The organism is Halomonas sp. ALS9 (assembly GCF_001651035.1).
Classification (GTDB): domain Bacteria; phylum Pseudomonadota; class Gammaproteobacteria; order Pseudomonadales; family Halomonadaceae; genus Vreelandella.
Genome location: NZ_LXRG01000183.1, coordinates 142,429 through 167,866 on the forward strand (window position 1 = coordinate 142,429; position 25,438 = coordinate 167,866).

Consider the following 25,438-nt stretch of genomic DNA (forward strand, 5'->3'; position numbering starts at 1 on the left):
GCCCGGCGCGAAAGCACCGCGCAGCGGTGCCAAGTGCACATATCTTAAATCTAGCCACAACTGCCTAGCCGGCAGCGAACTTCAAGATTACACGTCTACCTAGAGAATCCGTTCACACGAATTTTTCAAAGTAATTAGCCTTATCTTGAGCTTTTCAGGGAAGAAAATCGGCCCGGAATGGCGAGCCGATAAATCGCTGCTACGGCCAGGTGCTGATATCTTGCAATGTGGGTAACGGTGTTCTCACACGCCACTCACTCGCCATGCGTTGCCCTTCAGTGAGCTGCTCACGCGACAATTCGTTAGCAATAGCATCACGATTTTGGCGGGCCTGTTCATGCCATTGTGCCGCCGCCAGATTGTTCAGCACATTAGCCATGACTAGATTACGGCTTACCCCCTCGCCATTGTAGTAGCTGACCCCAAGTTCGTACTGTGCGTCAGCATGTCCCTGTTCGGCAGCTTTTTGATACCACTCGGCGGCTGTTGAAGAGTTCTGGGTGACTCCCTCACCAAGGTCGTACATGACACCAAGAATGTACTGAGCGTCGACAATGGTGCCGAGAGTGTAATGTCCATCGGTATTGCCTTGCTCAGCCGCTCGGCGGTACCACTCAACAGCCGTTGAGGCGCTCTGGAGAACCCCATTGCCAGTGCGATACATATTGCCAAGATTGAACTGCGCGCGGGCATTTCCCTGTTCAGCGGCCCGGCGGAGCCACTCAACAGCCGTTGAGGCATTCTGGGGGATCCCCGCGCCACTGGCATACATAATGCCAAGATCGGTTTGAGCGATGGCATTGCCCTGCTCAGCCGCTCGTAGGTACCACTCAGCGGCAGTTGAGGAGCTCTGGGGAACTCCCTTGCCATATTCATACATGAGACCAAGACTTTGCTGTGCGTCGGCATCGCCCTGTTCGGCAGCTTTTCGGTACCACTCGGCGGCTGTTGAAGCGTCCTGGGTGACTCCCTCGCCAAGGTCGTACATGAGACCAAGCGTATACTGCGCATCGGCATCGCCTTCTTCGGCCAATGGCTCAAAATGCTTCAGAGCAGTGGCGTAATTGCCATTGTTATAGGCCTCGGTTCCTTTCTCCACTGACTGACCCAGTGCAGGAGACGCCAGGGTGATCGCGGCGGCGAGAACAATGGCTTTATTCAACGAGTACATAAGTGGAAATCCCTTTTAAGAACGCGCCCATACTATCAATTTTAGTTAATAAATGGTTCAGCTATCCAGTAATGAAGGACGACTCTGACCAGCAATAAGCTCAATATTTCGTATTATCTTGAGTTTTGTTTTCTAAGCAGCCTGGGCGGTAAGCCGTATCTTTTTCTAAGCTGCCTAGGCAGCAGCGAACAGGATGTTGGGGTGATAGCTGTTGTCGCTTTGATTCTAAGCTGCCCGAGCTGCATCACAAAATTAATCATAACCACACAAAGTGACGGGGAAACTATCCCCGCACTTCGCTTAGCAACAGTAAGTAGAAGCCATCCCGTTAACTTATATTCACTTCAAGTTTTTCGCCTGCTGTCGTCTTACGTTTACACTAAACAGATGCAAAGCGGTTTTAGAGGAGTATCACTATGGCCGTACATTATGAACGCGATGCCTACTCCTGGGCGCTTGAGCAAGCAGGGTTTCTGCGGGCTGGAAAACTGGAACAACTTGATCTTGAGCATCTAGCCGAGGAGATTGAGAGCATGGGCAAAACTGAACGGCGCCTGCTGGTCAGTCAACTGGTTCGCCTGTTAATGCACCTGCTTAAATGGGATCACCAGCCTGAACAGCGCTCACGTAGCTGGCGGTTGACGATCATCGATGCTCAAGCCAAAACAACCCGCCTGCTTAACGACAACCCCAGCTTGAAAGCATTACTACCTGAACTGATGAACGAAACGTATGGAGATGCCCGCCGCGCAGCAGCGATTGAGACTGATAACGAGCTGCACGCCTTTCCAGAGCAATGCATGTACGGTTTCGATGAAGCGGTCACATTTCAACCTGTTGAGCATTAAGTCGTATCATAGTTCACAGACCACCTTACTCGCCCAGTGCACATTTCGAGTAGCGCGGCGTAAGCGTCAGCGCACCCGCGGAAGCACCGCGCAGCGGTGCCAGATGCACATACCTTAAATCTATCTGCAACTGCCTGAGCGGCAGCGCACGTGTAGTCGATGGTAAAGACTAGTTGCGCCTCTTTTCTGAGCTGCCTGCACGGCAGCGAGCGTGCCGAAAAGACCGGGACAACGATCCTCGTGTTTCTGAGCTGCCTGCACGGCAGCGAGCTGGGGCAGGTATGCCGTCCGTGGCATTAACCATTTCTGAGCTGCCTGCACGGCAGCGAGCGCGTCGTCGGGCGGCTGGTCGGAAATGTACACTTTCTGAGCTGCCTGCACGGCAGCGAGCGCGTCGTCGGGCGGCTGGTCGGAAATGTACACTTTCTGAGCTGCCTGCACGGCAGCGAGCCGCGGCATTATCGGCGAGCAAACCGTGTCGCTTTTCTGAGCTGCCTGCACGGCAGCGAGCCTAGCCGCCCAAGAGGCGGTTTTATTTTGTCTTTTCTGAGCTGCCTGCACGGCAGCGAGCGCGTACAGCAAGCGCTCGAAAGCTCTTCTTATTTTCTGAGCTGCCTGCACGGCAGCGAGCATTCCGAACGCACCTACTGCCAGCAGCCGAGCTTTCTGAGCTGCCTGCACGGCAGCGAGCATTCGTCAGCCTGGTTCTCTTGTTCGGCTGCATTTCTGAGCTGCCTGCACGGCAGCGAGCGCCTTGGCGTTACCGGGCCATATCACGATGCTTTTCTGAGCTGCCTGCACGGCAGCGAGCTACAATAGTCGTTACACTGTAGGGACTAAACATTTCTGAGCTGCCTGCACGGCAGCGAGCTATGACGTGAAGGGCTTGATCCTCCGCGTGCCTTTCTGAGCTGCCTGCACGGCAGCGAGCCGAACCTAACTCTGAATAAATGAGTCCGAATTTTTCTGAGCTGCCTGCACGGCAGCGAGCGCCAGCGGCGATTCGATCTTTTCCAGCGCTTCTTTCTGAGCTGCCTGCACGGCAGCGAGCACGCAGAGGTGCCCAACTTCCGCACGGCCACTTTTCTGAGCTGCCTGCACGGCAGCGAGCTACGAATTCAGATAGAAAAAAGGCGGCGCTGTTTTCTGAGCTGCCTGCACGGCAGCGAGCTAAAACGTCTTCCTTGTTCAAGTTGCCTTCAGTTTCTGAGCTGCCTGCACGGCAGCGAGCTCGTTAAGCAGCTGAATATATCCAAAGAGGAATTTCTGAGCTGCCTGCACGGCAGCGAGCATTGAGCAAATCCAGCAAGCGCTGGTCGATCATTTCTGAGCTGCCTGCACGGCAGCGAGCCAAATCTCTGGCGTCAGCATATTCCGCTCGCTTTTCTGAGCTGCCTGCACGGCAGCGAGCGGCGTTGACCTGCTGCAACGCCGTGGCGACTTTTTCTGAGCTGCCTGCACGGCAGCGAGCGGAATTGCGGCAGCGGGGGCATTTCGGGCATATTTCTGAGCTGCCTGCACGGCAGCGAGCATCGTCAACAGTGCGAGTATTGCCGCCCAGCGGTTTCTGAGCTGCCTGCACGGCAGCGAGCACAGTGGCGCGCCCCTACGGCTTGGGAGATCCTTTCTGAGCTGCCTGCACGGCAGCGAGCTCCCGAAGGTCTTCGTCGGCTCTCCTTTCTTCTTTCTGAGCTGCCTGCACGGCAGCGAGCACTAAGTGCGCTTTTCGATACCCCACCTTTTTTTTCTGAGCTGCCTGCACGGCAGCGAGCTGTTTCCAGTTGGGGCGGTGGCCTATTTTGTGTTTCTGAGCTGCCTGCACGGCAGCGAGCGCAATGCAGCCCACCACCGCGCCGCCGGTGCCTTTCTGAGCTGCCTGCACGGCAGCGAGCATCTGAAAGGCTTGGAGGCGCGAGCGCATCTATTTCTGAGCTGCCTGCACGGCAGCGAGCGTAACCAAGACCAACATCCTGGACGTGCTCGTTTTCTGAGCTGCCTGCACGGCAGCGAGCGCGTGCTGGCTGGTCGTTGATATGCTGGGGGTTTTCTGAGCTGCCTGCACGGCAGCGAGCTTGTGAGTGCCACCTGCGTGCTTGCTTAACCATTTCTGAGCTGCCTGCACGGCAGCGAGCGAGTTTCAGCAGTTGACCGGGCGGCGGCAGCATTTCTGAGCTGCCTGCACGGCAGCGAGGGCGCTGCTAGCGCTTTGCTGGGCGCTGCATCCTTTCTGAGCTGCCTGCACGGCAGCGAGCCGTACAAACTTAAGCGCCGTCCTAACGTTATCTTTCTGAGCTGCCTGCACGGCAGCGAGCCGTACCCGTAATGTTCAGCGGTGACAGTAATTTTTCTGAGCTGCCTGCACGGCAGCGAGCGTTCGGTTGTGGTTTGCATAGGTAAACGTCCGTTTCTGAGCTGCCTGCACGGCAGCGAGCGAAAAGCAGAGCGAAACCGAAGAGCTCAGCTGTTTCTGAGCTGCCTGCACGGCAGCGAGCCGCGGCGTGTGCCTTGGCGTTTTGCGCTGCGATTTCTGAGCTGCCTGCACGGCAGCGAGCTCTTCATACCAGGAGCGGGTGCGTTCGGTGCATTTCTGAGCTGCCTGCACGGCAGCGAGCCCGGAAGAGTTCGCGAAGGCTATGCCTAATCATTTCTGAGCTGCCTGCACGGCAGCGAGCCCGTGCCTTTCAACCAGTTTGTTCAGTTTTGATTTCTGAGCTGCCTGCACGGCAGCGAGCAACGATCTTTCGTGAATGCTAAGCTTGTCGCATTTCTGAGCTGCCTGCACGGCAGCGAGCCGCAAGATCCAGCATATTGAAGCGGGCGCGTTTTTCTGAGCTGCCTGCACGGCAGCGAGCCTCAATCCCCGCCGCAACCGCCCAATCATCCGTTTCTGAGCTGCCTGCACGGCAGCGAGCATTGGTTGGGGTGTTGCAGGTGGCGTGCTGCTTTTCTGAGCTGCCTGCACGGCAGCGAGCCTACTTTCCAGTTCTGCCTGCACTGCCCGGCTTTTCTGAGCTGCCTGCACGGCAGCGAGCCGGAGCTAACCGCAAAAAACTAAACGACCTTGTTTCTGAGCTGCCTGCACGGCAGCGAGCGCGGCGAACTCCCATTGCTGAAGCGTTTGCACTTTCTGAGCTGCCTGCACGGCAGCGAGCGGAGCCAATATGGTTGATTGCGACATTACCCCTTTCTGAGCTGCCTGCACGGCAGCGAGCGTGCATATCACCGATAGCGCGCCCACCGGACATTTCTGAGCTGCCTGCACGGCAGCGAGCTCCAACCCGTGTACGGTTCGCCACCATCAATTTTTCTGAGCTGCCTGCACGGCAGCGAGCCAAGCCGTCATACAAGAACGCGACGCCCTGGCTTTCTGAGCTGCCTGCACGGCAGCGAGCCAGATTAAAGACCCTTATGTGCTAATGGCCCTTTTCTGAGCTGCCTGCACGGCAGCGAGCAATTCGTCGTCGCCTTCTACTGCCAGCCAACGTTTCTGAGCTGCCTGCACGGCAGCGAGCGCCGCCCGCATGGTGCAACTCTGCCAGCAGCATTTCTGAGCTGCCTGCACGGCAGCGAGCTAGAGCATATCAAAATTAATGTGTTGATTGTTAAAGAGCTTTAGCCGAAAAAAGCGGTATCACCCTTTTTTGAGCGATACCGCTAAGTGGTTGATTATTAGTGTCCTATTTTATCGCTGAAAAAAAGGGTCAAAACCAGGGCACCGTGGCGTTGGGGCTTAGGCCGTAATGGCTAAACGTGCCCTCCGTGGCAGATGCGGCCGGTTTGCCATGTTCAATAAACAAGCTAAAGCGCTGCTGTGTGGAGCGGCTATTGATCTGCACAAATGGGAGCTCAATACGCCGTTCGGCCAACTTAGCGTAAATCTGTTGCGCTTCCTCTTCCGAGATGTCATGCCGTTTGGCATAGCGCTTGGCACGACTTGGGCTGCCCGTATTGAACTGCTTACGCGCCACGTTGATATGTTGAGCACCAGCAGGCACCGCAAGCACCTCGCTCGCCTGAGCGTGATCACGCATACCGGTTAGCCAGTCCGCACTCATTAGCTGCTGCAAACGCGTTTGTGTGCCGTGCAGGCGAAAGTGATTTCCCAGTGTGCGAGCGCGAACACCGTGCTTATAGCAAGGGAAGCTGATGCCTACATCTTCGGCCTGTAAATCAAACAGCGCCCGATGTAGTTTGTTATAAAGCGCGCCCATTAACATTGCCGGGGCAAAGTCAGGGTCTGGCCTTAATCGGATATCGATATAGTGATCCATGGCTTACCCCGCTTCGCCGAATACGCCACCGCGAATCAGCGTTGCCATCACAAAGTGCTGATCCTCTTTGGAAGGCACTTGGTCTTTGATCATCCAGTTATCCAGCAGTGAGTAGAAGTCGGCCTTCTGCTTGGGCTGGCGATACGCTTTGCCCTGAGTAGTCACCGAGCCATAGGGTTCCACGGCAATAGGGCCAAGGTCTTCATCGTTCTCATTGGGGTACCAGGTATCAATGGTGCGAATGGCGTTACCCAGTTTCTGCGAGTGAATACCGGCGATCTTGCTAACGTGATAAAGCGTTTTGCTCTTATCGCCCCGGCCCCGATCAAGAATCAATTCTTGCGAAGGAAACACTTCTTGGCCACTGCCTACGCGCACGTAGGCCACCACCTCTAGCAGTAAGTGCTGCTCACCGGCCAGTGCAGAGGCAATAACACCGGCGAGCTCTTTAAGCTCGGCGGTGTCCTCGAAAGCCCGCAATGAGAGCGACAGTGCATCAAACGTCCACTCTTTGGTGGTTTTGCCCTGGGCCAATTGGCGAACACTGACCTCGACTTGCTCTGCGCCCATGCGGTTGCGCCACAGGAACCGACCATTCGCGAGGTTATTGGCATAGCGATGCGCCAGCTCGCCAAAACCTTGCGCCTGCTTATATTCGGCGACGGCTTGTTCCAGCTTGGCTTGGTACTCGGCGTTGTTACAGGCTGAAGGTTTTCCGGCACCGGCCAATACACGTAGCGTAAAACGAGTAACTAAAGTATCTGCATCGTGGGGCAGCGTGGCGACATCGACAGTTTGCAGGTTGGGATTTTCAATCGCCGCGTCTAGTTTAGCGGGGTCTTGGTCTTTGGCTTTCAGGCGGTTGGAAATGGTGCCGCGCACCGATTTTTCGCGCACTTCTACCGGCTGCCACTGCTGCTCATCTTGCCGCTTTTCCCAGTTGCTGGCGTAAAGCAGGGCATCGGAAGGGTCAAGCTTGCGTTCAAAGGCGAGGACGGAAGCGGTTTTAAGGGTGTCGTTTTTAGCCATGATTAAGCTCCTTGTTTACTGTGCTGAGGCGCGAAGGTGGTAATCGTTGTTGAGTCGGTAAAGTCCCGCTTCTTCGTCGTTATCAACGTACCAAAGCAGGTCTTCAGGTTGCTTCATGCGGTGGGGGCTGACCCATTCGCCAATGGAGTAGAGGCTTTCAACAAAGCGAAACTTAGTCTTGTTATCCCGGGCGTTAGCCACTTCTCCAGGATTAAAAAGATCAGAGATTTTGCCGTAACCTACGGGGATCGGAACCAGCCAGCCACGATAGGGGCGCTGCACCTGCCAAACAGGCTTTTCGTTGGATTCACCTTTATTTTCAAGGGCGCAATAGTGGTTAAGCCGTGAAAGGTCTAGCCACGCATCCAGCAAACTGGCCTCCGGGTTTTGCTGTTGCAGCGTCTGATGGTGTTCGGTGAGGTAGTCATCGCGCAGGGTTAACGCAAAGCCCGGCAGCCAGCGCCGCTTTAGGCGCGCGAACTGCTTTTGCCGTTCTTCTTCATTGTCATCAAGCGCGACCCATTGCGGGCGTTGTTTGTGGCTTGGCACGGCGCGGTTGGGGATGACACTGCCACCGGCAATACGCATACCCGCAACGATCTCACCAATTTGTTTGGCAATATCCTCATGCTCATTTTCTGCCGCCGCTGAATCAATCGTGAAGATCAGCGTGATATCCAGATGGATGCGCCCTTCTTCCACAATGGCCGCTGTGCCGCCGGTTTTGTCCACCGGATTACGGGTCAAATGAAAGCCCCGAATGTAGCCACCCTCTGTAGCCTGGGCGTCAAAATCGTGGCAAATAACGCCGACGTTACTAAGTGAAACGTTGATACCTGCTGCATAGAGCTTGCGCTCGAGGGCGTGCATCAAGCCCACAAAAGCGCTCATGGCAGGAAAGCCCCAGGTCATTGGGCTGGAAATCGCGTTGGCGTTTTGTACCCGCAGGCGCGGCAAGACTAGAAGGTTTTTAACATCACTCATCGTCATCACCTCCTGGCAGGTTGGATAAGTCTTCCATTAGGCTTTCCATCCAGCGGCGATCACGATCCAACATGCCTTGATGAGTCGCATCTTTTGCCAGCGTTTTCTGCCAGTGGCGAAACTCCACATCGCCTAATGGGAGCTTTTCGCCTAACGCGGCATTAAGCCAGTTAGCAAAGCGGTGGCGAATCTCGTCTGCCCACTCCACGCTGTTTCGCGCTTCACGAAAAGCGGCATCTTCCTCGGCTCGGCCAGGGTCTAGCCAAAAGGTTTCTTCGGCGACCAGTTCGCATTTTTCATCGTCGCTCCAACCCGCTGGCACGCTATGCATTTGCATGGCAAACAGCGCCAGCTCATCCATCAGCATGGCCGTGTAGTCATCGCGTAAATCGCGGGTGTGCATATCAGTGGAGGGGTTGGTCTCCAGAAAGCGCTTGAGGTCTTTAACAAGGGAGCGCACTTCTGAGCGGCTGCCAAATATTCCTGGGTTGGAGAAAACCGATGCTACTTTTAGCGGTGGGCGAATATCACGGACATTCCAACTGGGTGGAAGCGATGCCATCAAATAGTTGTTACCGCCGCGCTCGCTGTTAAGTTGCGAGATATTTTGCGGCTTGGTACCACCCATTTTTTGTACGGCCAGGTTGGGGTAGCTGTGCACGGGTTGCTCGGCGTATTTGCCTTCCCGCTTGGCTTTTCGTGCCTCTTTAGCTTCTTCGCTAAAACGGTCATGGTTAATGGTTTGGAATACCCGGTGGGCCAGCGAGGTGGCATAGAGTGGTGCAAGCAGACGGAAGTTATCGGCGTCATTTTCTAGGTCTGCGGCATCATCACCCACTAGCCAGTAGAGCTGTTTGCCTCGGGTATGTGAGGCGTGCTCGCCACGCGGTTCGGTAATAGCCGCAAAGGCGCTGATCCACGCCTGGGCTTGTTTGGGGTTATCGCTTAACGCTTTGGCAAAATCGCTGTCATTTTCTAGCGCACGCTCAAGCAGCGATTTTCCTTCGAACTGCAGCTTCAAGAACTTATACACATCCAAGGCTGCGGCGTTGCCCACCACATCGCCCGCAAAATCAGCGGGTAGTACATGACTACCGACAAGATAGTGGTTGTTTAGCGATTCAGGCGGGGCGTAAAGATTGGAACCTTTGGCATCGGGGTGGATAGGTTTTAGCGAGTGGGTTACGACTTGCAGTTGACCAACGCGCCTTGCTGCATCGTTGATCCAGGTATCGAACTGGAACTGCTCAACTAATGCCTGGTATTTTGGATCGTCGGGAGCTAGCTTTTCCGCCTTGGTATCGAAGCGCTCTTTTAAGAAGGCTTTAATCCCAGAGCGAATTTCTGCTGCTCTGCTATTATCTGCCATACGTTTTCCCTTTGGTTATCACACTCTGTTGGAATAGAAATGATGATAAATCACAGCGATCACATCTTTAGTATTCTTTGGTCTGAAGAAGACCAACAATTTGTAGGCTTATGCTCACAATTTCCAAGTCTTTCCTGGCTTGCTAATGACAGCGCTGATGCGCTTGCTGGCATACAAGCGCTGGTTCGCGAAACGCTCGCAGATATTAACCAGCATGCTTAACGTCATTTGCTCCGCCAAAACCCCAACACCGAGTGATACCCCCACCGCTGGTTTCTAGCCGAGGCCGTTACCGTGCCGAAGGTTCGGGCGGCGTGATCCAGAGAGATATCCAAGTCTTCGGCCAAGTCAGCCAGAGCTGTTAAATAGTCGCTGGCACCCCAAGGCTGAATCCGCTCGCCCTGCTCTTTTGCCAGGTCTACCCGCACCAGCAGGCTCTCTTCTACTGGCACATAGAGCTTTTCACCCCGCCTTGCGCCGTCGTCTACGCGGTGTAGCGTCCAGGTTTCACCGCCCTCATCGGGCAGCAGCGCTAGGGTTATTTCAGGTTCGAGCTGCTTGCGAAATGGGTCACGCTGAATCAAAACACCGGTTAAATGCAGCTGCGGCATGACATGCCAGCTATAGGCCCCTAACGGCGGTGGTTTGGGCTGCTTTTTTAATCTTATGTCTTTTTTGGTTAACGGTTCGGCGGGCTGTTCGATCATCAGTTGATGCAGCCGCTCATGCTCTAGATCGACGAGACTTTCTGTGGCCTGCAGCGTTTCCCGCGCCAGCACGCGGGGGCGGGCGTCAATTACCTGGTACTCATCCGGCGTTAACAAGGTGTTAAGTGAGTGGTTTTTGAGACGCCAGGTAGCGTTTGTTTCAAAGCCTGGCTTATGAAAAGCAGGTTCTCCCGGTCGCTCAAGGTCTTTTAGATTGGTCTCTAACAGCAAAATATTAGGCACTTCACAGGCCTGTGCGCGGTGGCGGCGTACGCGGCCCGCTAGCTGGATAATCGAGCGCATGGATGAAGGCTCGACTATCGCCCAGTCGTAATCGTGGTCGCGGCCCACTTCCGTTACCGGCGAGCCCAGCACAATAAACAGGTGGTCGTTTTCTTCACTGCTATCTAATAGGCGGCGGATATCGGGCTGCTGAAACACGCGCTCGGGTTCGGCGCGTTGCAGCGTTTTATCCAACCGGCGTTCAATCTCCGAGCGCATCACCAGCGGGTGGCGGGAATGGTAAACGCAGAGGTGAATGCGCACACCTTCCGGTGCGCCCTGCTGGAACAGCGTTCTGGCCACATCCACCAAGGGGTCGATATTGGCCATACGAATAAGGCCAAAACTAACGCGTTTGCGGGTGTGAGGATCAACGGAATGATGCTGCTGGTGTAGCGCCAGCGCGTGCTCGCGCAGCAGCGCTGCAATCGCGGGTCTGATCTCCTCCGGGCGTTTGCCCAACGCTGGCAACGCTAAAATATCGCCACGGCGGCGCACCGGGCTAGACGATAGGCGCTCTAACCGGCGTTTGGCTAAGGCGTGATGCGCGGCCTTGAAGGTCTCATTACTTGCGCAGTTTTCATGCTGGCGGTCGTGCTCGTCGAACCAGGCGCAGCAGATATCCACCGCCAAACCCGGTTCGCCTCGGTGGCGCTGAAAAGCTTCGCGACCGCTGCGGTAGGCTTCATACAACCCTTCGACCAGCGCTGGCGGCAAGGTGGCCGATGAAAGCAGCACCCGCGATCCCAGCAGCCCCGCCCAATTCACTAATCGAGTCAGTGCAGGCAGGTCGTTGATATCGAAATCGTCGATTTCATCGAGCACCAAGTCGCTGCTCATTAGCCGCAGCATGGGCACGATCTGCCGCCCGCCGCGGGTGCTTTCCGTGGCGGGCACCAGGTGGTCAACGGTGCATACCAAAATGGGCGCTGCGATCAGGGCGCGAGTGCCCGGTTCATTATTCAGGCGGCGCAGCACCGGGTGGTTATCGAAATTGCCGTCAAACACCACGTGGGCGTCTTCTTCGATCAGCGCCTGTTGAGACGCCGAGCCACTGGCTTCGGCTTCTTGTTCGTAGTGCTCAAACAACGTTTTATTGGCACTACCACCCACACGCACAGCGAGCTCATCCTCCCCCAGATGCAAGCGTTCACGAAGGGCTTGACCGGTTTGCAGCGTTAACGTGCGTAGCCCGAGCGCAATACTGAAGCGCGCGCCCTGCTGAGGGTCGGCCAGCGCGTACATGATGCGCCCATTCGCCAGGGTTTTGCCGCAGCCGGTGGAGGCCATATTGATGCCAAAAAAGCCTTGCCGTTGGCTGCGCTCTCTAAGCGATTGAGCCAGATCAAAGGCTTTATCCTGCCAGCGAAAGCGCGGGTGACTACTGCGTTTACGAAAGCCTTTATGGCGGGCTAAACGCGGTAGGTGGCTGTCGACGCTAGGCAGTGCGCGTGCTATCGCGGCGGCGTGTTTTTCAACGCCCAAGATGTGTTCATCCAAGGGCTGATTGGGCTTGCCGGTTTTGCGCACGGTATTGGCTATTAGCGGATAGTTGGGTTCGCCGCGCACGCGATGCTGTAGGTCTTCCAGGCTTGAGTAGTGATGGTCGGCGAGCATTAAGCTTAGCCGCGCCAAGTGCATGACGTAGTGGCTTTCCAGCCAGTGACGATCCGCTTTTAGCCGTGCCTGTAGCCTAGTGGCGAGCTTCGTAGCACGTTCACGCCAACGGGATGTACTCAGCGGCAACCCACCGCTAAATTGCCAGTACGGGGCTATACGCTTAGGGTCTTGGGTTTCGGGAATCTCGTTCCACTCGGCATGAATAGACGCAAACAGCCGGCCCAGTTGCTCCGCCTGAAGTGGCGCCTTTCCTCTGCCCCAGCGCCTTTCATTACTGCCATCATTCTCCGGCGGTTTTAACGGTAGGCGGTGGTGGCTAAGCACTAACCAACCCAGTGCAGCAGCCAGCGGCGGCAAGCGACTAAACACCGCCGAGGTGGGGCTATCTAGTCCGTCACGCTCTAAACCCTCCAGCCAGTCCTGCTCTCGGTAGTCGCTTTCGGCTAGTCGCGCCAGCCAAGTAGCGTCGTCATCACTCCCCACAAAGGCTTGGAATAGCCTTAACGATACCCACTCATGGCGGTATAAGTTGCGCCCTTCCAGCTTGCCTTTAAGCCGCTGCTGAAAGGCGTCGCAGGCTTTGCCCAGGTCGTGCAGTAACGCGGCCATAGCGGTGAGCAGAAGAATATCTTCGCCGTTGTGCCAGTCGTTCTCATCCTGGCGGCGCAGAATATCGCGGGCAGTGGTATTGGTCGGCACTGCGCCATTGAGATTGAACTGGGCGGCATCTCCCACCACCCACAGCAGCTCGCTGTGGTCGTGGCCTCGAATCCAGTGGCAGGCGACGGCGGTATTCTTGCGGGCGGTTTTGCGCAGTAGTTTGCGCAAGGTATCCAGCCCGGCTTGGGTGATGGGTGTTTGCCAGGTGCGGTCGCCGCGGCGTTCGGCAAACTGATCAAGCACGCGGCGGGTTTGTTTCAGGGCGTTCTTGTTGCACTGGGAAATCAGCAGCACGTTCATGCTTCGCCGCTCCCCAGCTCTTGCCCCGGCTCTTTCCCCTGCCCTTGCCCCAACTCCTGAGCAACTTCTTTGAGCGTATCAATCATAAAATCGAGGGATTCGGTGCGGGTTAAGCGCTCGATACAGGCTTGGCGGAATTCCTGCTCTTCATCGCCGCGCATGGCGGAAATAAACGCCTGGGGCAGAATCACCGCGTCTTTGACTAAGTCCGCCACATCAAACACTAAACCGCCCCGGCGGGTTTTACCGTGGAGTACCGCAAGCCCGTGTGGAATACCCAGCACCCAAGTGGCGGTTGCCGCCAGGCCGTAGGCTAAATAGTTGCCGTGATCGAGAAAGCGGTTAGCGGGGTCGGTGCCCGAACCTCGCTTGGCGCGGGTGAAGTCACCGTAGTCGACGGCGTTCACCGCCAGTTTGAACAGCGTTTTGGTTAACCGCGCTTCCAGGGTGAGCAGATCAACGGTGCTGGGGGCTTTTTTGATCGCTTCGCGGTGGTGAGTCAGTGCGCTGTGCAGGTGATCGGTGGAAATACTAAAGCCTGCGTCTTTCATCACGCGGCTTGTCCATAGGGCTTCGATGCGGGCAAGGCGGGCTTGCTGAAAGGCGCGGGCGGCATCCAGGCGTTTTACATCGTCAAACCAGAAGCGCACCCAATATTGCAGGTACTCCGTGGGTCGGTACTCGCTTTGCGGGGTCAGCCAGGCAACGTCTACATCCACCTCGTTGGCCGCAAATAGCGGCGTGCCACCGCCGCCGCAAAACCCGACTAATACACCTGCCTTGGCTAGCTCGCGCATCGCCGCTTGGGTAATCGAGGTGCCGGTGCCCAGCAATATCGAAGTAGTATTGGCAATGGGGATGTTCCAGTAGCGGGATTTGCTGCCCTCATCGGTGACGTACTCTACGCGACCACCGTTCACCAGCACTCGACAATGTTGCAGGTAATAGAGGTTGGCGCGCTTGGAGTGAAGAATGGTTTTTAGGTCACTGGGCGAAAAGTCATCCATGCGGCGCTCCTGGTTGTCATTTTCCATATCTAATCATCCTTTATAGTGCAACGCCATTGACCTTAGTCATACTTCGCCAACCTTCAATCCTCCTCGTCTGATTGGTTTTGCGTGCTACGCTTAGCGCTACTGCTCCCCTATATAGGCACCTTTTCATGCATGCTTCTCGTCTTCTCACCGCGTTGGTGACCACCCTGGTGGTCGTTCTGCCTGTCTCTCTACAAGCACAAGCCCAGGCACAAACGCCGACTCAAACCGGCGTGCAGTGGAATGAGTACGATGCGGTATTTGAGAACGGCGCTAGCCACGCCAACGTTTGGCAGTGGGGCTGGACGGGCATTTATGGCACCAGCCTGGCGGTGAATGCGTACCAATCCAGCGAGGCGAGCGACCCGGATGACCGCTTTGATGCCCGGGTAGGCGTGGTGAAATCAGCCCTGGCCGTTGCCGGTATGCTGACGGATCGCCAGCCGCACCCGGCGGCGTTGGCCGAGTATGAGCGTTTGAAAGCCAGCGGCGATTTAAGCGGCGTGCAGGCGCTGGGGTTGCAGCTCGCTCAAGCCGAGCGCGAGCGGCGTGGCTGGGGTGCTCGGGTGAGTTCGTTGTTGGTGAACGGTGTGGCGGGCGCGGTGATTGCCGCCGATGGCCGGGAAAGCGACGGCGCCATTAACTTTGCTACCGGCATGCTGGTCAATGAGGTGCAGATTTGGTCGCAGCCCAATCAGGCATCGTCAGCGATTAATCGCTTCCAGCCCGCCAACCTCTCGCTGGGGCCGATCACGATTCCCGGTGAATATGCGCTGCATGTGGCGCCTCAGCAAATTGGCGCTACCTGGCGTTACTAGGTTTCAGGCAAACGGCCTACGCCACTCCCCCCTTTTTTGTGCACCTCTAAAGCGCTGGCGGCAAATCGTCGCCAGCGCTTAATTATTGCCAGCTCGGTATGGAGGAGTGCGGTATGGGGGAGTAAAATACCCAGCAATTTTTTGGCTTTGCCAAACGTTATGTTATAACCTATTCGCCATTATACGAGGCCGCTTGATGAGTGAGCATACGCACCGCCATAACAAGGAGGGCCCCTGCCACTTCTCCTTGATGTCGCTATCGGCTACTAAACGGCTGCTGTTTGTTGCCGTGCCGCTGTTGGCACTATGGGGTTTGGTGGTTTGGGCTGGCGGGTGGTTGGGATGAGTCAGCGCGCTTTATCTCGCTTGCAGTTGCACAATCTGCACTTGGCCCAGGCGCGTCGCACGGTGCTGGAACACCTTGAGGGCGACTTCAAGCCGGGCGCCATTACCGCGCTGATCGGCGCCAACGGTGCCGGCAAAAGCACGTTAATTCAGGCCATTATGGGCGAACTTCGGCCCATTAGTGGCGAAGTGGTGTGCACCGTGCCCAAGGAGCGCCGGGCGTGGTTGCCCCAGCAGTTGGCGTTAGACCTGACCTTCCCCATGAGCGTGGAAGAGTTGGTGATGACCGGCAGTTGGCCCAGCCACGGCGCGTTAACCGGCTACTGTGCGGGGCATTACCGCAAAGGCCGCGAGATTATGGCGCGGCTGGGTATTTCCCATTTGGCCCACCGTCCGTTGGGCGAGCTTTCCGGCGGCCAGCGCCAGCGTGCCCTGATTGGCCGCACGCTAATGCAGGAAGCCGAGCTGTTACTGCTAGATGAGCCGTTTGCCAATGTGGATAGTGAAACCGTGGATATTTTAATCCGCATCCTACGCCAGATGGCGGATGACGGTGCGACGATTATTGTCGTGCTCCACGATATGGATCACCTGCGCCGCCTGGCCGATGAAGTGCTGATGCTTAACGGCGGCCATGGCCGCTGGGTGGCGCCCAGTGCGCTTAATCCCCAACATGCACCTGCTCAAGTGGTGCCGTTTATCATGGGAGGACGCCATGCTGGATCTGCTTAACGCCTGGTTTGTCAGCCCGTTCGATTACGGTTTTATGCGCCGGGCGGTGGTGGGCGGCTTGGCACTTTCGCTGGCCGCCCCGCCGCTGGGGGTATTTTTGGTACTGCGCGGCATGAGCCTGATTGGCGACGCCATGGCCCACGCGATTTTGCCCGGTGTGGCGCTGGGCTTCCTGCTGGCGGGATTTTCGCTGCCGATTATGAGCATTGGCGGGGTGCTGTTTGGGTTAATGGTCGCGCTGCTGGCGGGGGCAGTGTCGAAAATGGGTGGCCAGCGGGAAGATGCCGCCATGGCGAGCTTTTTTATTATTTCACTAGCCGCGGGCGTGATGCTGATTTCGCTGGGCGGTAGCAGTGTTGATCTTACCCACGTGCTGTTTGGCTCGATTTTGGCGATCAACTCTACCGCGCTGCTGCTGATCGCGGGTATCAGCACGCTAATTGTGGTGACCCTGGCGGTGGTGTTCCGTGCCCTGGTCGTGGAGTGCCTTGACCCGCTGTTTTTACGCGGCCAGAGCCGTCGCAGTGGCTGGGTACACAGCGTGTTTTTAGGTCTGCTGGTACTCAACCTAACCGCCGGTTTTCAAACCCTGGGTACGCTGATGGCAGTGGGGCTGATGATGCTGCCCGCCACTTCGGCGCGCTTTTGGAGCAAACGCTTAGAGGGCTTGATCGGCATTGCCATTGTGCTGGCCATGGTGGCGAGCACCGGCGGCCTGCTGCTCTCGTTTCATTTGGATATCCCTTCGGGCCCCAGCATTATTTTGCTGGCCGGGTTCGGTTACCTCTTCTCAGCCCTGTTTGGTCGTTACCACAGCTTGGCAGCCAAACTGCGGCGTAAAACAACGCCGCTAACTGTTGAGCACGGGGCTTAATTTTTAGCCCTTATGTTTACCTTATGTCTAAACATGAGGTTTAAACGTAAGGCTTCACTGTAAGGAGTGCTGTATGTCTTTTGCCTCTTCATCACGCTGGTTAGTCGGCGTCTCCGCCATGCTGGCGCTGCCTGCGGCCATCGCCAATGAGCGCGTTCAGGTGGTGACTAGCTTCTCTATCCTGGCGGATATGGTGAAAAACGTAGGCGGCGAGCACGTTGATGTGACCTCTCTGGTCGCTGCCGATGGCGACGCCCACGTTTACTCCCCTAGCCCTGGCGATGCCCGCTCCCTGGCCAATGCTGATTTAGTGGTGTTCAACGGCCTGCTATTTGAGGGTTGGATGGAGCGTTTGATTAGCGCCAGCGACTACTCGGGCGCGTTGGTTACCGCGACCGATGGTATTGAGCCGCTCTCCTACGCTGGGCATAACGAGCATGGGCATGACCATGAAGAGCATGCCCACGAAGAGCACGACCACGATCATGAAGACCATGACCATGAAGACCATGACCATGACCATGATGAGCATGATCACGCAGAACATGCGGATGAGCACGCCGGTCACGATCATGGCAGTCAAGATCCCCACGCCTGGCAGGATATGCACCAGGCCGAGGTGTATGTGGCCAATATCCGCGATGGTTTAATCGCTGCGGACGCTGACAACGCCGACGAATATCGCGCCAATGCGGAGCAGTATTTACAGGAAATGGCCGAGGTAGACGCCGAGATCCGCGCGCTGATTGAAGAGATCCCAGCCTCCACCAGCGTGATTACTGGCCACGACTCCTTTGGCTACTTCTCAAGCGCCTATGGGGTAACCTTCCTCTCTCCGGTAGGGCTTTCTACGGAAGCCGACCCCAGTGGCGCCAGCATGGCGGCGCTAGTGGATGTGATTGAGCAGGAGAACGTGCAAGCGCTGTTCCATGAAAACATGACCAATCAGTCGATCATCACCCAGCTCGCCGAGGAAACCGGCCTGCCGATCGCCGGCACGCTTTACGCCGATGCGTTAGCTTCGGAAGGCGAAGCCAGCACCTACCTGGGCATGATGCGCCACAATGCCCATGTGCTGCACGATGCGCTGGCCCAGCCTGGTGGTCATAAAGACGGGCATGAAGAGGCTGGCCATGACGATCATGAGCACAGTCACGATCACGAAGACCATGACCATGACCATGACCATGACCATGACCATGACCATGACCACAGTGAGCATAGCCACTAAGCGGGCCGGATAAACAAGCGCAGCTCAGGCATTAATCGCCGTGAGCAGCCACTCCCGGAAAGACGCCATAGCGCGGGTTTCCGGGCGTGTTTGCAGGCGAGTCAACCAGTAACCTCCCAAACTGACAGCAGTGTCAAAAGGCTGTACCAGCGCGCCGCTGCTCAGTTGGCGGGGAAACATCAGCGGTGGCGCCAGCGCCACGCCTACCCCTTGTATCGCGGCTTCCACCATGGCGATGGAAGAGTCGAACACAATGCCGTTAGTCATCGCAACGCTGCGCGGTAGCCCCGCCGCTAATAGCCACTCGGTCCACTCATCGGCGCGGTAAGAGCGCAGCCAGGTCTCGCCTAATAGATCGGCAGGCGTGTTAAGCCGTGCAGCAATGGTAGGCGTGCACATGACCGACAGTGACGCCGGTAGCAGCGGCTGCGCCGCGGTGCCGTGCCAGGCCCCCGTGCCAAAACGTATAGCAAAGTCGAGCCCTTCACCGGCAATATCTGCGCGGTTGTTATGGGTGGAAAGACGCAAATCGACAAACGGGTACTTGTCCTGAAAATCCGCCAGCCTTGGCAGCAGCCAGCCGACGGCAAAGGTTCCCACCACCCCGACATTTAACACTTCCCGGTAGCTGCTCTCGCCCACCCGTTCCAGGGTATGGGAGATCTGATCGAATGAACTCTTCAATACTGGCAGCAGCAGCTCACCCTCCTGAGTCAGCATTAGCCCCCTAGGCAAGCGCTTGAACAGCGGCACCTTCAGCTGCGTTTCGAGCAGCTTCACCTGATGGCTGACCGCCGCCTGGGTGACATGCAGCTCTTCAGATGCTCGGGTAAAGCTTAGATGCCTGGCCGACGCTTCAAAGGCGCGCAGCGCTTTTAACGGCAGGTAGGGACGCACCACCTTGACCCCCAAATTTTTCTAATAGCTCGGGCAAAATATCGCTGTTTGTGAATTCACACAGCGCGCCGTAAATTAACCCCTGCCACGCTCTTTACGGTGGGTGATACCACCCAGCTTTCTCTCAACGCTAAACACAACAGGATATTGGTATGGGTAAGATATTATCAGCAAAATCCGGACTTATCATGACAGGTTCTCTTCTTATCGGCAGCTATGCATGGGCATCTGATACTGCTGAAAACGCCGATGTCGAGGCACTGGTGAACGACACTATTGCGCCTTTGATGGCGGAGCACCGTATTCCAGGCATGGCGGTCGCTGTGAGCATCGGTGGCCAACAGCATTACTTTAATTATGGGGAAGCTGACCAAGAAGCGGGCATTCCAGTTACCGATGAGACGCTGTTCGAGCTCGGCTCCATCAGTAAGATCTTCACGGCGGCGTTAACAGGCTATGCCCAGTCCAGCGGCGCCCTTTCGCTTTCTGACCCGGCCAGCCAGTATCTGCCCGCCCTTGAAGGCAGCGTCTTCGATGAGATCACGCTACTGGAACTGGGCACCTACACGGCAGGCGAGCTGCCGCTGCAGTTTCCTGATGCGGTACAAAGCGAAGCGCAAATGCTCGACTACTATCGCCAGTGGCAGCCTGAATCTGCCCCCGGCAGCCAACGCCTCTACTCCAACCCGAGCATAGGCCTGATGGGCTATCTAACCGCCCAACGCCTTGGCAAACCGTTCGAGACGCTGATGGAAGAAGCAGTGTTCGCCCCGCTAGGGCTTGAGCATAGCTATTACCAGGTACCGGAAGCGCAGCAGGCGCACTACGCCTATGGTTACTCAAAAGAGGATAAGCCCATTCGGGTCAACCCAGGCATGCTGGATGCTCAAGCTTACGGTTTGAAATCAACAGCCGCCGACGTGCTGACGTTCGTGGAAGCCCATATGAATAGCGCACTAGACGAGCCAGTTAGCCAAGCCTTGGCAGCTACGCGCACAGGCTACTTTGAGTTCGGTGATATGACCCAAGGGCTGGGTTGGGAAAGCTATGCCTACCCGGTGGCGCTTGAGCAATTACTGGCGGGCAACTCCCTTGAGATGATTTTGCAGCCCAACCCCGCCAACCGCTTAACCCCGCCGCTCGCCCCCAGACAGCAAGCGCTTTACAACAAAACCGGCGCGACCAATGGCTTTGGCGGCTACGTGGCCTTTGTGCCCAGCGAGCAAATTGGCATTGTGCTGCTGGCCAACCGCAACTACCCCACCCCAGCACGTATCGAGGCAGCCCACCATATTCTTACCGCGCTCACTGAAGCGCCCTGAATAAGCGTCCAGACACCTTGCCGCCGCCTTCGGGCGGCTTTTGGGTTGCATTTTTCGCTGTTGATAAGGAGACTAGCAGCCTGCTAACACCCCTTCCCGTTACTAACCTTCACTGCGAAGAGCCCTTTCCCATGCGTTTAAACGCCGATTTTAGCCACTTTGCCTGTGTTACCCCGGAAGAGTATCAGTGGGTCGACTCCCCCAGCGCGGGGGTAGAACGCATGATGTTTGACCGCATTGGCGACGAAGTTGCCCGCGCCACCAGCCTTGTTCGCTATGCCCCTAACACCCAGTTTGAGCGGCATACCCACGGCGGCGGCGAAGAGATTCTGGTGCTGGAAGGCGTGTTCGCCGATGAGCATGGACGCTACGCGGCGGGCAGCTACCTAAGAAACCCCATCGGCACTGGGCATACGCCAACGATTGGAGAGGAGGGTGCGCTGATCTTTGTCAAACTACACCAGTTTGACCCTAACGACACGCTACAACTGGCAGTGCCTGCCCACCGACTGCCCTGGCAGCCAGACCGGCGCCCGCGCATTGCCTATAAGATGCTGCATACCTATAAACAGGAACGCACCAGTCTGGAACGCTGGTCGGCAGGCACGTCTATTGCCTACCCCACCCTGCGCGGCGGCCTGGAGTTTTTGATTCTGGAAGGCACACTGAGTGATAGCGAGCATAGCTACACGGCGGGCACTTGGTGTCGTTATCCTAGCGGCGCGGCACCGGCGTTAACCGCCGGCGATGATGGCGTGATGATGTACCTCAAGCGTGGCCACCTGCCAACGGCTTAGGCACGCGAAAGGCCCAGAAAGGGCAGCAGCGTTAGGGCCGCAATCAGGCCCACCGCTAACAGTACTAGCACCACCTGCAGCGGGTGGGCTGCCAAACGTTTCCATAGCGTCATTTGCTCGCCCCGCTCAACCGCTGCCTGATGTTCCCGCTGGGCGCGCTCAAGGCGCTCCGCCTGATAGGCTTCTAACGCGGCGATGGCCGCGTCGTGCTGGTGCGGGTTGCGCAGCCAGATAGCATCTACGCCCAGGCGGAAAAAACCCGCCTGGGTTTCATAGGTATCGAAGCCATGGTCGGCCAGCAGGTCACGCACTTCCATGGCTTCTTCGTCGGTCACGTGGCGCAGCCGGAACAGTAGTTCAGCCATTGGTGTGCCTCAAGCGTCGCCCTTCCCCGCCATCAGGTCTGCCTGAATCACTTCGATCCAGTAACCGTCAGGGTCTTTAACGAAGATAACATCTTTCATCTTGCCCTGATCGGCGCGTTTCACAAACGTTACATTATGCTCGTCAAACCACGCTTGGGCCGCCGCTAGATCCGGCACGTTAAAGCAGATATGTCCGAAGCCTTGGGGTTCGGCGTTGCCATCGTGGTAGGCAAAGTCGTCCTTATGCTCGGTGCCCCAGTTATGGGTCAACTCTAACAGCCCCTTCTGACTAAATGTCCATGCAGTTCGCGCTTGCGCATCTTCCGGCACGTTGTCGTTGGGCTCCACGTTGGCCAGAAAATACAGCGAGAACTGCATTTCTTCAAAATCCAACCGCCGCATCACCTGCATGCCAAACACCTTTGAGTAGAACGCCAGCGCTTGCTCAGGGTCTTTCACCCTCAGCATGGTGTGGTTTAAGCGAAACCCTTGGGTTTGGGGCGGTGTGGCGACGACGCCGGGATGCTGCTCGCCTTGAAAACTCATTTCGCTCTCCTGTCGTTTATGTAGACCATTCGCTGATGTGAACCATTCGCTGATGTGGATCATTCGTTGATGTGGATCATTCGTTGATGTGGATTATCGTCTCTTACATACCGCTTACCATGGGGGCTTTAGCACCATAATACCAGCCCCTACAAGCACATAGGCAGCGTCACATCAGACTACCAATAAGCGCACTGGCAATCATAAACAAAACCCCTACACTTATTATTCACAAGCTTTACAAAAATGGTGCCTGCCACATAAGCGACGCTCTTCATTGACAGCGTCCTCTAGGAGTTTTCCATGAGTGCAATTGATATGACGCTGGGTGACCAGCTGACGTTAAAGCAACTTTCCAATGCCCTGCATAACGGCTTTTCACCCATTGTAGAAGTCGAGTCCATGGATGGTATTTACAAAGTGCGCTTTCATCACGCTAACGGCGTGTCTGACCTGAGCGACAACAAGGGCCATGTCAGCACTTTTCTGGGCACGGGTGAGATACGCGACACCCTCGGCCAACTCGGCCTAACCCACGGCGTGCTGACCTTCGCCGACCAGTGCGGCGATGAGATGATTGGGGTTGAGGGTAAAGCCATAACGCCTGACGAGATGCTCACCTACGGTACCCGTATTTCGTTTCGCTAGATGGCCATCGTCCGCATCCGGGGCTTTACAGGGCTACTTCAGGCAAGGATAGTAAGCCTTCGACAGGGGCGCCCTCCGTTACGGCTGGGCTGAGACGCACCCTTTGAACCTGAACCGGATAATACCGGCGTAGGGAGTCGTGGTACCGCTTACCACCTCCCTGCCGGGAGGATGCTATGACCCTACGCCCGCTTGGCGATTACCTTGAGACGCTGCGCGCAGTGACACCCCTGGTTCACTGCATGACCAACTATGTGGCTATGAACAGTACGGCCAACCTGCTGCTAGCCACTGGTGCATCGCCTGCTATGCTGCATGCGCCTGAAGAAGTCGCCGAATTTACGGCTATTTCTGCAGGGCTTTCCATTAATATCGGCACGATCTCTTCCCACTGGGCTGACGCGATGCTGACCGCCACAGCGACCGCCCATCAACACGCGATCCCCTGGGTATTAGACCCCGTCGCCGTTGGCGCAACGCGCTATCGCCAAACGCTCTGCACGCAGCTGCTTGCGTCTAAACCCAGCGTTATTCGCGGCAATGCGTCGGAAATCCTTGCCCTGAACGGCTTAGCCAGCCAAGGCCGCGGCGTGGATTCCACCGCTGCCACCGGCCAAGCCGTCAACGCAGCGATAGCGCTGGCGCAACAACACGGCTGTATTGTGGCGATGACCGGTGAAAGCGACTGGGTGACGGACGGCACGCAGCACTACCGTATTAATGGAGGGCACCCTTTGATGCCCCGCGTGACAACCCTAGGCTGTGGGCTAAGCGCGCTGGTAACGGCCTTTGTGGCTGCCAATCGTGAGGCACCTTTGGCAGCCACCACCGCCGCGCTGGCCTGCTTTGCTGTCGCAGGCGAGCGTGCCGGCAGCAACGCCCAGGGGCCTGGTAGCTTTCAGGTGGCACTGCTGGATGCGCTGTATCAACTCACCCCTGACGACCTCACCACCCATGCCCAGCTGGAGGCCCTTCATGCCGCTTGATCTATCGCTCTATTTAGTGACCGACGCAACGCTGTGCCGCAATATTGGCTTGGAGCAGACGGTCGAGGCAGCGGTAATGGGCGGCGTGACCATCGTGCAGTTGCGTGATAAGCATGCCAGCGATGAACAGATGACTGCCCAAGCCAAACGTTTAAAAGCGCTACTGGCGGGTACCGGCGTGCCGCTGATCATTAACGACCGCTTGCAGGTGGCACTAGAAAGCCAGGCAGATGGCCTGCATGTCGGCCAGAGCGACGCCGCGGTTCAGGAAGCGCGCCGGTTGTTAGGTGAGCAGGCGATTATCGGTCTGTCGATCAATACTATCGCTCAGCTGCAAGCCACCCCGTTTGAGCTGCTTGATTATGTGGGGATTGGCCCGGTGTTTGCCACCGTGAGCAAGCAGGATCACGCCCAGCCTATCGGCTTTGGCGGCTTGGCATCGTTGGTCAAGGCCTGCCCGCTGCCCAGCGTCGCCATTGGTGGGTTGAAAGCCAACCATGCGATTAGCGTGCAGCGCGCGGGAGCCAACGGCCTGGCGGTGATCTCGGCTATTTGTGGCCAGCCCGACCCTTATCAGGCAGCGCGGGCTTTTCAGGTTTTTCAGGCCGTTACGGCGCCATGAACCAGCTAGAGCATATCGTCGCTTTTGTGCGGGTGGCCGAGCTGGGCAGCTATACCCAGGCTGCTGAAGCGCTGGATATTTCGCGCACCCGGGTATCCCGCCAGGTCATGGCACTGGAAGAGGCATTGGGGGCGCGACTGATACAGCGCACTACCCGGCGACTGCATCTCACGGAAGCCGGGGAGCGCTATTTAGCCCGCGCCCAAGGAGTGCTGCTAGCACTCGATGAAGCCGCCGCCGAAGTAGGCCAAGGCACCAGCGATGTGCGTGGGCGGCTGCGTGTTAATGGGCCGATGAGTTTTGGTACCCGCTACCTAGCGCCTCTTGTTGCTCAATTTATGCAGACCCATCCGGCGCTTGAAGTGCGCTTGGATCTAAATGACCGCCGCGTTGATCTGTTGGAAGAGGGTTACGACGTTGCAATTCGCATCGGCAGCCTTCCAGACTCAAGCCTGGTGGCGCGCCGCTTGACCCGTTGCCGTCTGCTGTTTTGCGCATCACCTGAGTATCTTGCCACCTACGGTGAACCCAGCAGCGTTAAAGCCCTCGCTGAGCACCGCTGCCTACGCTATCGCAGCGGCCAGCAAAGCGCTGACTGGCAAATTGACACGCAGTCATTGGCAGTCAGTGGCCCGCTGGAAAGCAATAACGGCGATGTGCTCACCCACGCCGCAGAAGCGGGCCTAGGTATCGCTCAGCAGCCCAGCTTTCTGGTCACGGAGAGTATCGCCAGCGGGCGTTTAGTGCCCATTTTGATCAATGAGCCACCGGTGCGGCTCGATGTTCACGCGCTCTACCCCGCCCGGCGTTACCTGCCTGCCAAGGTGGAGCGCTTTATCGACCTGCTCACAGACGCGTGGGGCGATCCGCCGGTGTGGGAGCAGAACATTGGATTATCGCCAATATCGCAACAGTGATGTGCATAATGCGCTGATTATCCCGATCTTGTTCGGCTGTAAAGTAGCGTCATCAACCACTCG

The 25,438-nt window shown here is 56.9% G+C and carries 23 protein-coding genes, 1 CRISPR repeat array and 1 riboswitch; of the genes, 13 read left to right on the plus strand and 10 right to left on the minus strand.

Annotated features, from left to right (window positions below; all coding sequences use genetic code 11):
• Nucleotides 1–199 precede the first annotated feature (199 nt).
• Nucleotides 200–1,171: a tetratricopeptide repeat protein gene (locus A6R74_RS13650; RefSeq protein ID WP_064235061.1), complete on the minus strand. Its 972-nt coding sequence runs from the start codon at nucleotides 1,169–1,171 to the stop codon at nucleotides 200–202.
• Between the two features lie 416 nt (nucleotides 1,172–1,587).
• On the opposite strand from A6R74_RS13650, the gene A6R74_RS13655 reads away from it, so the two are divergent.
• Nucleotides 1,588–2,019: a DUF29 domain-containing protein gene (locus tag A6R74_RS13655; protein WP_064235062.1), complete on the plus strand. Its 432-nt coding sequence runs from the start codon at nucleotides 1,588–1,590 to the stop codon at nucleotides 2,017–2,019.
• 183 nt (nucleotides 2,020–2,202) lie between these two features.
• A CRISPR array of direct repeats spans nucleotides 2,203–5,591; the repeat unit is 28 nt; unit sequence TTTCTGAGCTGCCTGCACGGCAGCGAGC.
• A gap of 129 nt (nucleotides 5,592–5,720) precedes the next feature.
• On the opposite strand, the gene cas6f is transcribed toward A6R74_RS13655, so the two are convergent.
• The 4 genes from cas6f to csy1 are packed head-to-tail and all read right to left on the minus strand — an operon-like array spanning nucleotide 5,721 to nucleotide 9,672.
• Nucleotides 5,721–6,290, minus strand: a complete 570-nt coding sequence (gene cas6f, locus A6R74_RS13660; RefSeq protein WP_064235063.1) for a type I-F CRISPR-associated endoribonuclease Cas6/Csy4 — start codon at nucleotides 6,288–6,290, stop codon at nucleotides 5,721–5,723.
• Between the two features lie 3 nt (nucleotides 6,291–6,293).
• A complete protein-coding gene (csy3, locus tag A6R74_RS13665) occupies nucleotides 6,294–7,319 on the minus strand; it encodes a type I-F CRISPR-associated protein Csy3 (protein WP_064235064.1) in 1,026 nt (341 codons plus the stop codon).
• A gap of 15 nt (nucleotides 7,320–7,334) precedes the next feature.
• On the minus strand, nucleotides 7,335–8,303 hold the full coding sequence (csy2, locus tag A6R74_RS13670) for a type I-F CRISPR-associated protein Csy2 (RefSeq protein ID WP_064235065.1): 969 nt from the start codon (nucleotides 8,301–8,303) through the stop codon (nucleotides 7,335–7,337).
• Entirely contained in the window at nucleotides 8,296–9,672 is a 1,377-nt protein-coding gene (csy1, locus tag A6R74_RS13675) for a type I-F CRISPR-associated protein Csy1 (RefSeq protein WP_064235066.1), read from the minus strand. The genes csy2 and csy1 overlap by 8 nt, the downstream gene beginning before the upstream one ends.
• Before the next feature lie 39 nt (nucleotides 9,673–9,711).
• On the opposite strand from csy1, the gene A6R74_RS13680 reads away from it, so the two are divergent.
• Entirely contained in the window at nucleotides 9,712–9,894 is a 183-nt protein-coding gene (locus A6R74_RS13680) for a hypothetical protein (RefSeq protein ID WP_064235067.1), read from the plus strand.
• Between the two features lie 2 nt (nucleotides 9,895–9,896).
• On the opposite strand, the gene cas3f is transcribed toward A6R74_RS13680, so the two are convergent.
• Both cas3f and cas1f read right to left on the minus strand, forming a co-directional pair.
• Nucleotides 9,897–13,241, minus strand: a complete 3,345-nt coding sequence (gene cas3f, locus A6R74_RS13685; RefSeq protein WP_064235068.1) for a type I-F CRISPR-associated helicase Cas3f — start codon at nucleotides 13,239–13,241, stop codon at nucleotides 9,897–9,899.
• Nucleotides 13,238–14,248, minus strand: a complete 1,011-nt coding sequence (gene cas1f / locus A6R74_RS13690) for a type I-F CRISPR-associated endonuclease Cas1f (RefSeq protein WP_064235100.1) — start codon at nucleotides 14,246–14,248, stop codon at nucleotides 13,238–13,240. Before cas1f ends, cas3f begins: the two co-directional genes overlap by 4 nt.
• A gap of 155 nt (nucleotides 14,249–14,403) precedes the next feature.
• Between cas1f and A6R74_RS13695 the strand changes: the two genes are divergently transcribed.
• The 5 genes from A6R74_RS13695 to A6R74_RS13710 all read left to right on the plus strand — a co-directional run bounded on the left by A6R74_RS13695 (nucleotide 14,404) and on the right by A6R74_RS13710 (nucleotide 18,275).
• A complete protein-coding gene (locus tag A6R74_RS13695; RefSeq protein WP_064235069.1) occupies nucleotides 14,404–15,093 on the plus strand; it encodes a hypothetical protein in 690 nt (229 codons plus the stop codon).
• A gap of 196 nt (nucleotides 15,094–15,289) precedes the next feature.
• Nucleotides 15,290–15,439 carry a hypothetical protein gene (locus tag A6R74_RS22810; RefSeq protein ID WP_007111964.1) on the plus strand — a complete coding sequence of 50 codons (150 nt, stop codon included), beginning with the start codon at nucleotides 15,290–15,292 and terminating at the stop codon, nucleotides 15,437–15,439.
• Nucleotides 15,436–16,170: a metal ABC transporter ATP-binding protein gene (locus A6R74_RS13700; protein WP_064235070.1), complete on the plus strand. Its 735-nt coding sequence runs from the start codon at nucleotides 15,436–15,438 to the stop codon at nucleotides 16,168–16,170. The genes A6R74_RS22810 and A6R74_RS13700 overlap by 4 nt, the downstream gene beginning before the upstream one ends.
• Complete coding sequence (locus A6R74_RS13705) at nucleotides 16,154–17,044, plus strand: metal ABC transporter permease (protein WP_064235071.1); 891 nt, start codon at nucleotides 16,154–16,156, stop codon at nucleotides 17,042–17,044. The genes A6R74_RS13700 and A6R74_RS13705 overlap by 17 nt, the downstream gene beginning before the upstream one ends.
• 73 nt (nucleotides 17,045–17,117) lie before the next feature.
• On the plus strand, nucleotides 17,118–18,275 hold the full coding sequence (locus tag A6R74_RS13710; protein WP_064235072.1) for a metal ABC transporter solute-binding protein, Zn/Mn family: 1,158 nt from the start codon (nucleotides 17,118–17,120) through the stop codon (nucleotides 18,273–18,275).
• A gap of 24 nt (nucleotides 18,276–18,299) precedes the next feature.
• Here the strand turns inward: A6R74_RS13710 and A6R74_RS13715 are convergent, their stop codons facing one another.
• On the minus strand, nucleotides 18,300–19,175 hold the full coding sequence (locus tag A6R74_RS13715; RefSeq protein ID WP_064235073.1) for a LysR family transcriptional regulator: 876 nt from the start codon (nucleotides 19,173–19,175) through the stop codon (nucleotides 18,300–18,302).
• A gap of 149 nt (nucleotides 19,176–19,324) precedes the next feature.
• Here A6R74_RS13715 and ampC point away from each other — a divergent pair, with 149 nt between their 5' ends.
• Nucleotides 19,325–20,494: a class C beta-lactamase gene (gene ampC / locus A6R74_RS13720; RefSeq protein WP_064235074.1), complete on the plus strand. Its 1,170-nt coding sequence runs from the start codon at nucleotides 19,325–19,327 to the stop codon at nucleotides 20,492–20,494.
• 131 nt (nucleotides 20,495–20,625) lie between these two features.
• Nucleotides 20,626–21,291 carry a cupin domain-containing protein gene (locus tag A6R74_RS13725; RefSeq protein ID WP_064235075.1) on the plus strand — a complete coding sequence of 222 codons (666 nt, stop codon included), beginning with the start codon at nucleotides 20,626–20,628 and terminating at the stop codon, nucleotides 21,289–21,291.
• Here A6R74_RS13725 and A6R74_RS13730 read toward each other — a convergent pair.
• The gene (locus A6R74_RS13730; RefSeq protein ID WP_064235076.1) at nucleotides 21,288–21,656 is read right to left on the minus strand and encodes a DUF6164 family protein; all 369 of its coding nucleotides are present in this window, start codon (nucleotides 21,654–21,656) and stop codon (nucleotides 21,288–21,290) included. The genes A6R74_RS13725 and A6R74_RS13730 overlap by 4 nt on opposite strands.
• A gap of 9 nt (nucleotides 21,657–21,665) precedes the next feature.
• Nucleotides 21,666–22,202 carry a lactoylglutathione lyase gene (gene gloA / locus A6R74_RS13735; protein WP_064235077.1) on the minus strand — a complete coding sequence of 179 codons (537 nt, stop codon included), beginning with the start codon at nucleotides 22,200–22,202 and terminating at the stop codon, nucleotides 21,666–21,668.
• A gap of 303 nt (nucleotides 22,203–22,505) precedes the next feature.
• Between gloA and A6R74_RS13740 the strand changes: the two genes are divergently transcribed.
• The 4 genes from A6R74_RS13740 (at nucleotide 22,506) to A6R74_RS13755 (ending at nucleotide 25,375) form a co-directional block, all read left to right on the plus strand.
• Nucleotides 22,506–22,850 carry a hypothetical protein gene (locus tag A6R74_RS13740; protein WP_064235078.1) on the plus strand — a complete coding sequence of 115 codons (345 nt, stop codon included), beginning with the start codon at nucleotides 22,506–22,508 and terminating at the stop codon, nucleotides 22,848–22,850.
• 54 nt (nucleotides 22,851–22,904) lie between these two features.
• Nucleotides 22,905–23,003, plus strand: a riboswitch (TPP riboswitch).
• A 23-nt stretch (nucleotides 23,004–23,026) separates the two neighbouring features.
• Complete coding sequence (thiM, locus tag A6R74_RS13745) at nucleotides 23,027–23,836, plus strand: hydroxyethylthiazole kinase (RefSeq protein ID WP_064235079.1); 810 nt, start codon at nucleotides 23,027–23,029, stop codon at nucleotides 23,834–23,836.
• The gene (gene thiE / locus A6R74_RS13750; RefSeq protein ID WP_064235080.1) at nucleotides 23,826–24,458 is read left to right on the plus strand and encodes a thiamine phosphate synthase; all 633 of its coding nucleotides are present in this window, start codon (nucleotides 23,826–23,828) and stop codon (nucleotides 24,456–24,458) included. Before thiM ends, thiE begins: the two co-directional genes overlap by 11 nt.
• The gene (locus A6R74_RS13755; RefSeq protein WP_064235081.1) at nucleotides 24,455–25,375 is read left to right on the plus strand and encodes a LysR family transcriptional regulator; all 921 of its coding nucleotides are present in this window, start codon (nucleotides 24,455–24,457) and stop codon (nucleotides 25,373–25,375) included. Before thiE ends, A6R74_RS13755 begins: the two co-directional genes overlap by 4 nt.
• Nucleotides 25,376–25,438: the final 63 nt, after the last annotated feature.

Excerpts from the sequence above, each read along its gene's own strand:
- A6R74_RS13680 (WP_064235067.1), top strand. The coding sequence starts at position 9,712 with ATGATGATAAATCACAGCGATCACATCTTTAGTATTCTTTGGTCTGAA.
- A6R74_RS13700 (WP_064235070.1), top strand. The coding sequence starts at position 15,436 with ATGAGTCAGCGCGCTTTATCTCGCTTGCAGTTGCACAATCTGCACTTG.
- A6R74_RS22810 (WP_007111964.1), top strand. The coding sequence starts at position 15,290 with ATGAGTGAGCATACGCACCGCCATAACAAGGAGGGCCCCTGCCACTTC.
- A6R74_RS13705 (WP_064235071.1), top strand. The coding sequence starts at position 16,154 with ATGCTGGATCTGCTTAACGCCTGGTTTGTCAGCCCGTTCGATTACGGT.
- cas3f (WP_064235068.1), bottom strand. The coding sequence starts at position 13,241 with ATGAACGTGCTGCTGATTTCCCAGTGCAACAAGAACGCCCTGAAACAA.
- A6R74_RS13650 (WP_064235061.1), bottom strand. The coding sequence starts at position 1,171 with ATGTACTCGTTGAATAAAGCCATTGTTCTCGCCGCCGCGATCACCCTG.
- csy3 (WP_064235064.1), bottom strand. The coding sequence starts at position 7,319 with ATGGCTAAAAACGACACCCTTAAAACCGCTTCCGTCCTCGCCTTTGAA.
- A6R74_RS13730 (WP_064235076.1), bottom strand. The coding sequence starts at position 21,656 with ATGGCTGAACTACTGTTCCGGCTGCGCCACGTGACCGACGAAGAAGCC.
- A6R74_RS13755 (WP_064235081.1), top strand. The coding sequence starts at position 24,455 with ATGAACCAGCTAGAGCATATCGTCGCTTTTGTGCGGGTGGCCGAGCTG.
- cas1f (WP_064235100.1), bottom strand. The coding sequence starts at position 14,248 with ATGGATGACTTTTCGCCCAGTGACCTAAAAACCATTCTTCACTCCAAG.
- A6R74_RS13710 (WP_064235072.1), top strand. The coding sequence starts at position 17,118 with ATGTCTTTTGCCTCTTCATCACGCTGGTTAGTCGGCGTCTCCGCCATG.
- gloA (WP_064235077.1), bottom strand. The coding sequence starts at position 22,202 with ATGAGTTTTCAAGGCGAGCAGCATCCCGGCGTCGTCGCCACACCGCCC.
- csy2 (WP_064235065.1), bottom strand. The coding sequence starts at position 8,303 with ATGAGTGATGTTAAAAACCTTCTAGTCTTGCCGCGCCTGCGGGTACAA.
- A6R74_RS13695 (WP_064235069.1), top strand. The coding sequence starts at position 14,404 with ATGCATGCTTCTCGTCTTCTCACCGCGTTGGTGACCACCCTGGTGGTC.
- A6R74_RS13655 (WP_064235062.1), top strand. The coding sequence starts at position 1,588 with ATGGCCGTACATTATGAACGCGATGCCTACTCCTGGGCGCTTGAGCAA.
- ampC (WP_064235074.1), top strand. The coding sequence starts at position 19,325 with ATGGGTAAGATATTATCAGCAAAATCCGGACTTATCATGACAGGTTCT.
- A6R74_RS13725 (WP_064235075.1), top strand. The coding sequence starts at position 20,626 with ATGCGTTTAAACGCCGATTTTAGCCACTTTGCCTGTGTTACCCCGGAA.
- thiE (WP_064235080.1), top strand. The coding sequence starts at position 23,826 with ATGCCGCTTGATCTATCGCTCTATTTAGTGACCGACGCAACGCTGTGC.
- csy1 (WP_064235066.1), bottom strand. The coding sequence starts at position 9,672 with ATGGCAGATAATAGCAGAGCAGCAGAAATTCGCTCTGGGATTAAAGCC.
- cas6f (WP_064235063.1), bottom strand. The coding sequence starts at position 6,290 with ATGGATCACTATATCGATATCCGATTAAGGCCAGACCCTGACTTTGCC.
- A6R74_RS13740 (WP_064235078.1), top strand. The coding sequence starts at position 22,506 with ATGAGTGCAATTGATATGACGCTGGGTGACCAGCTGACGTTAAAGCAA.
- thiM (WP_064235079.1), top strand. The coding sequence starts at position 23,027 with ATGACCCTACGCCCGCTTGGCGATTACCTTGAGACGCTGCGCGCAGTG.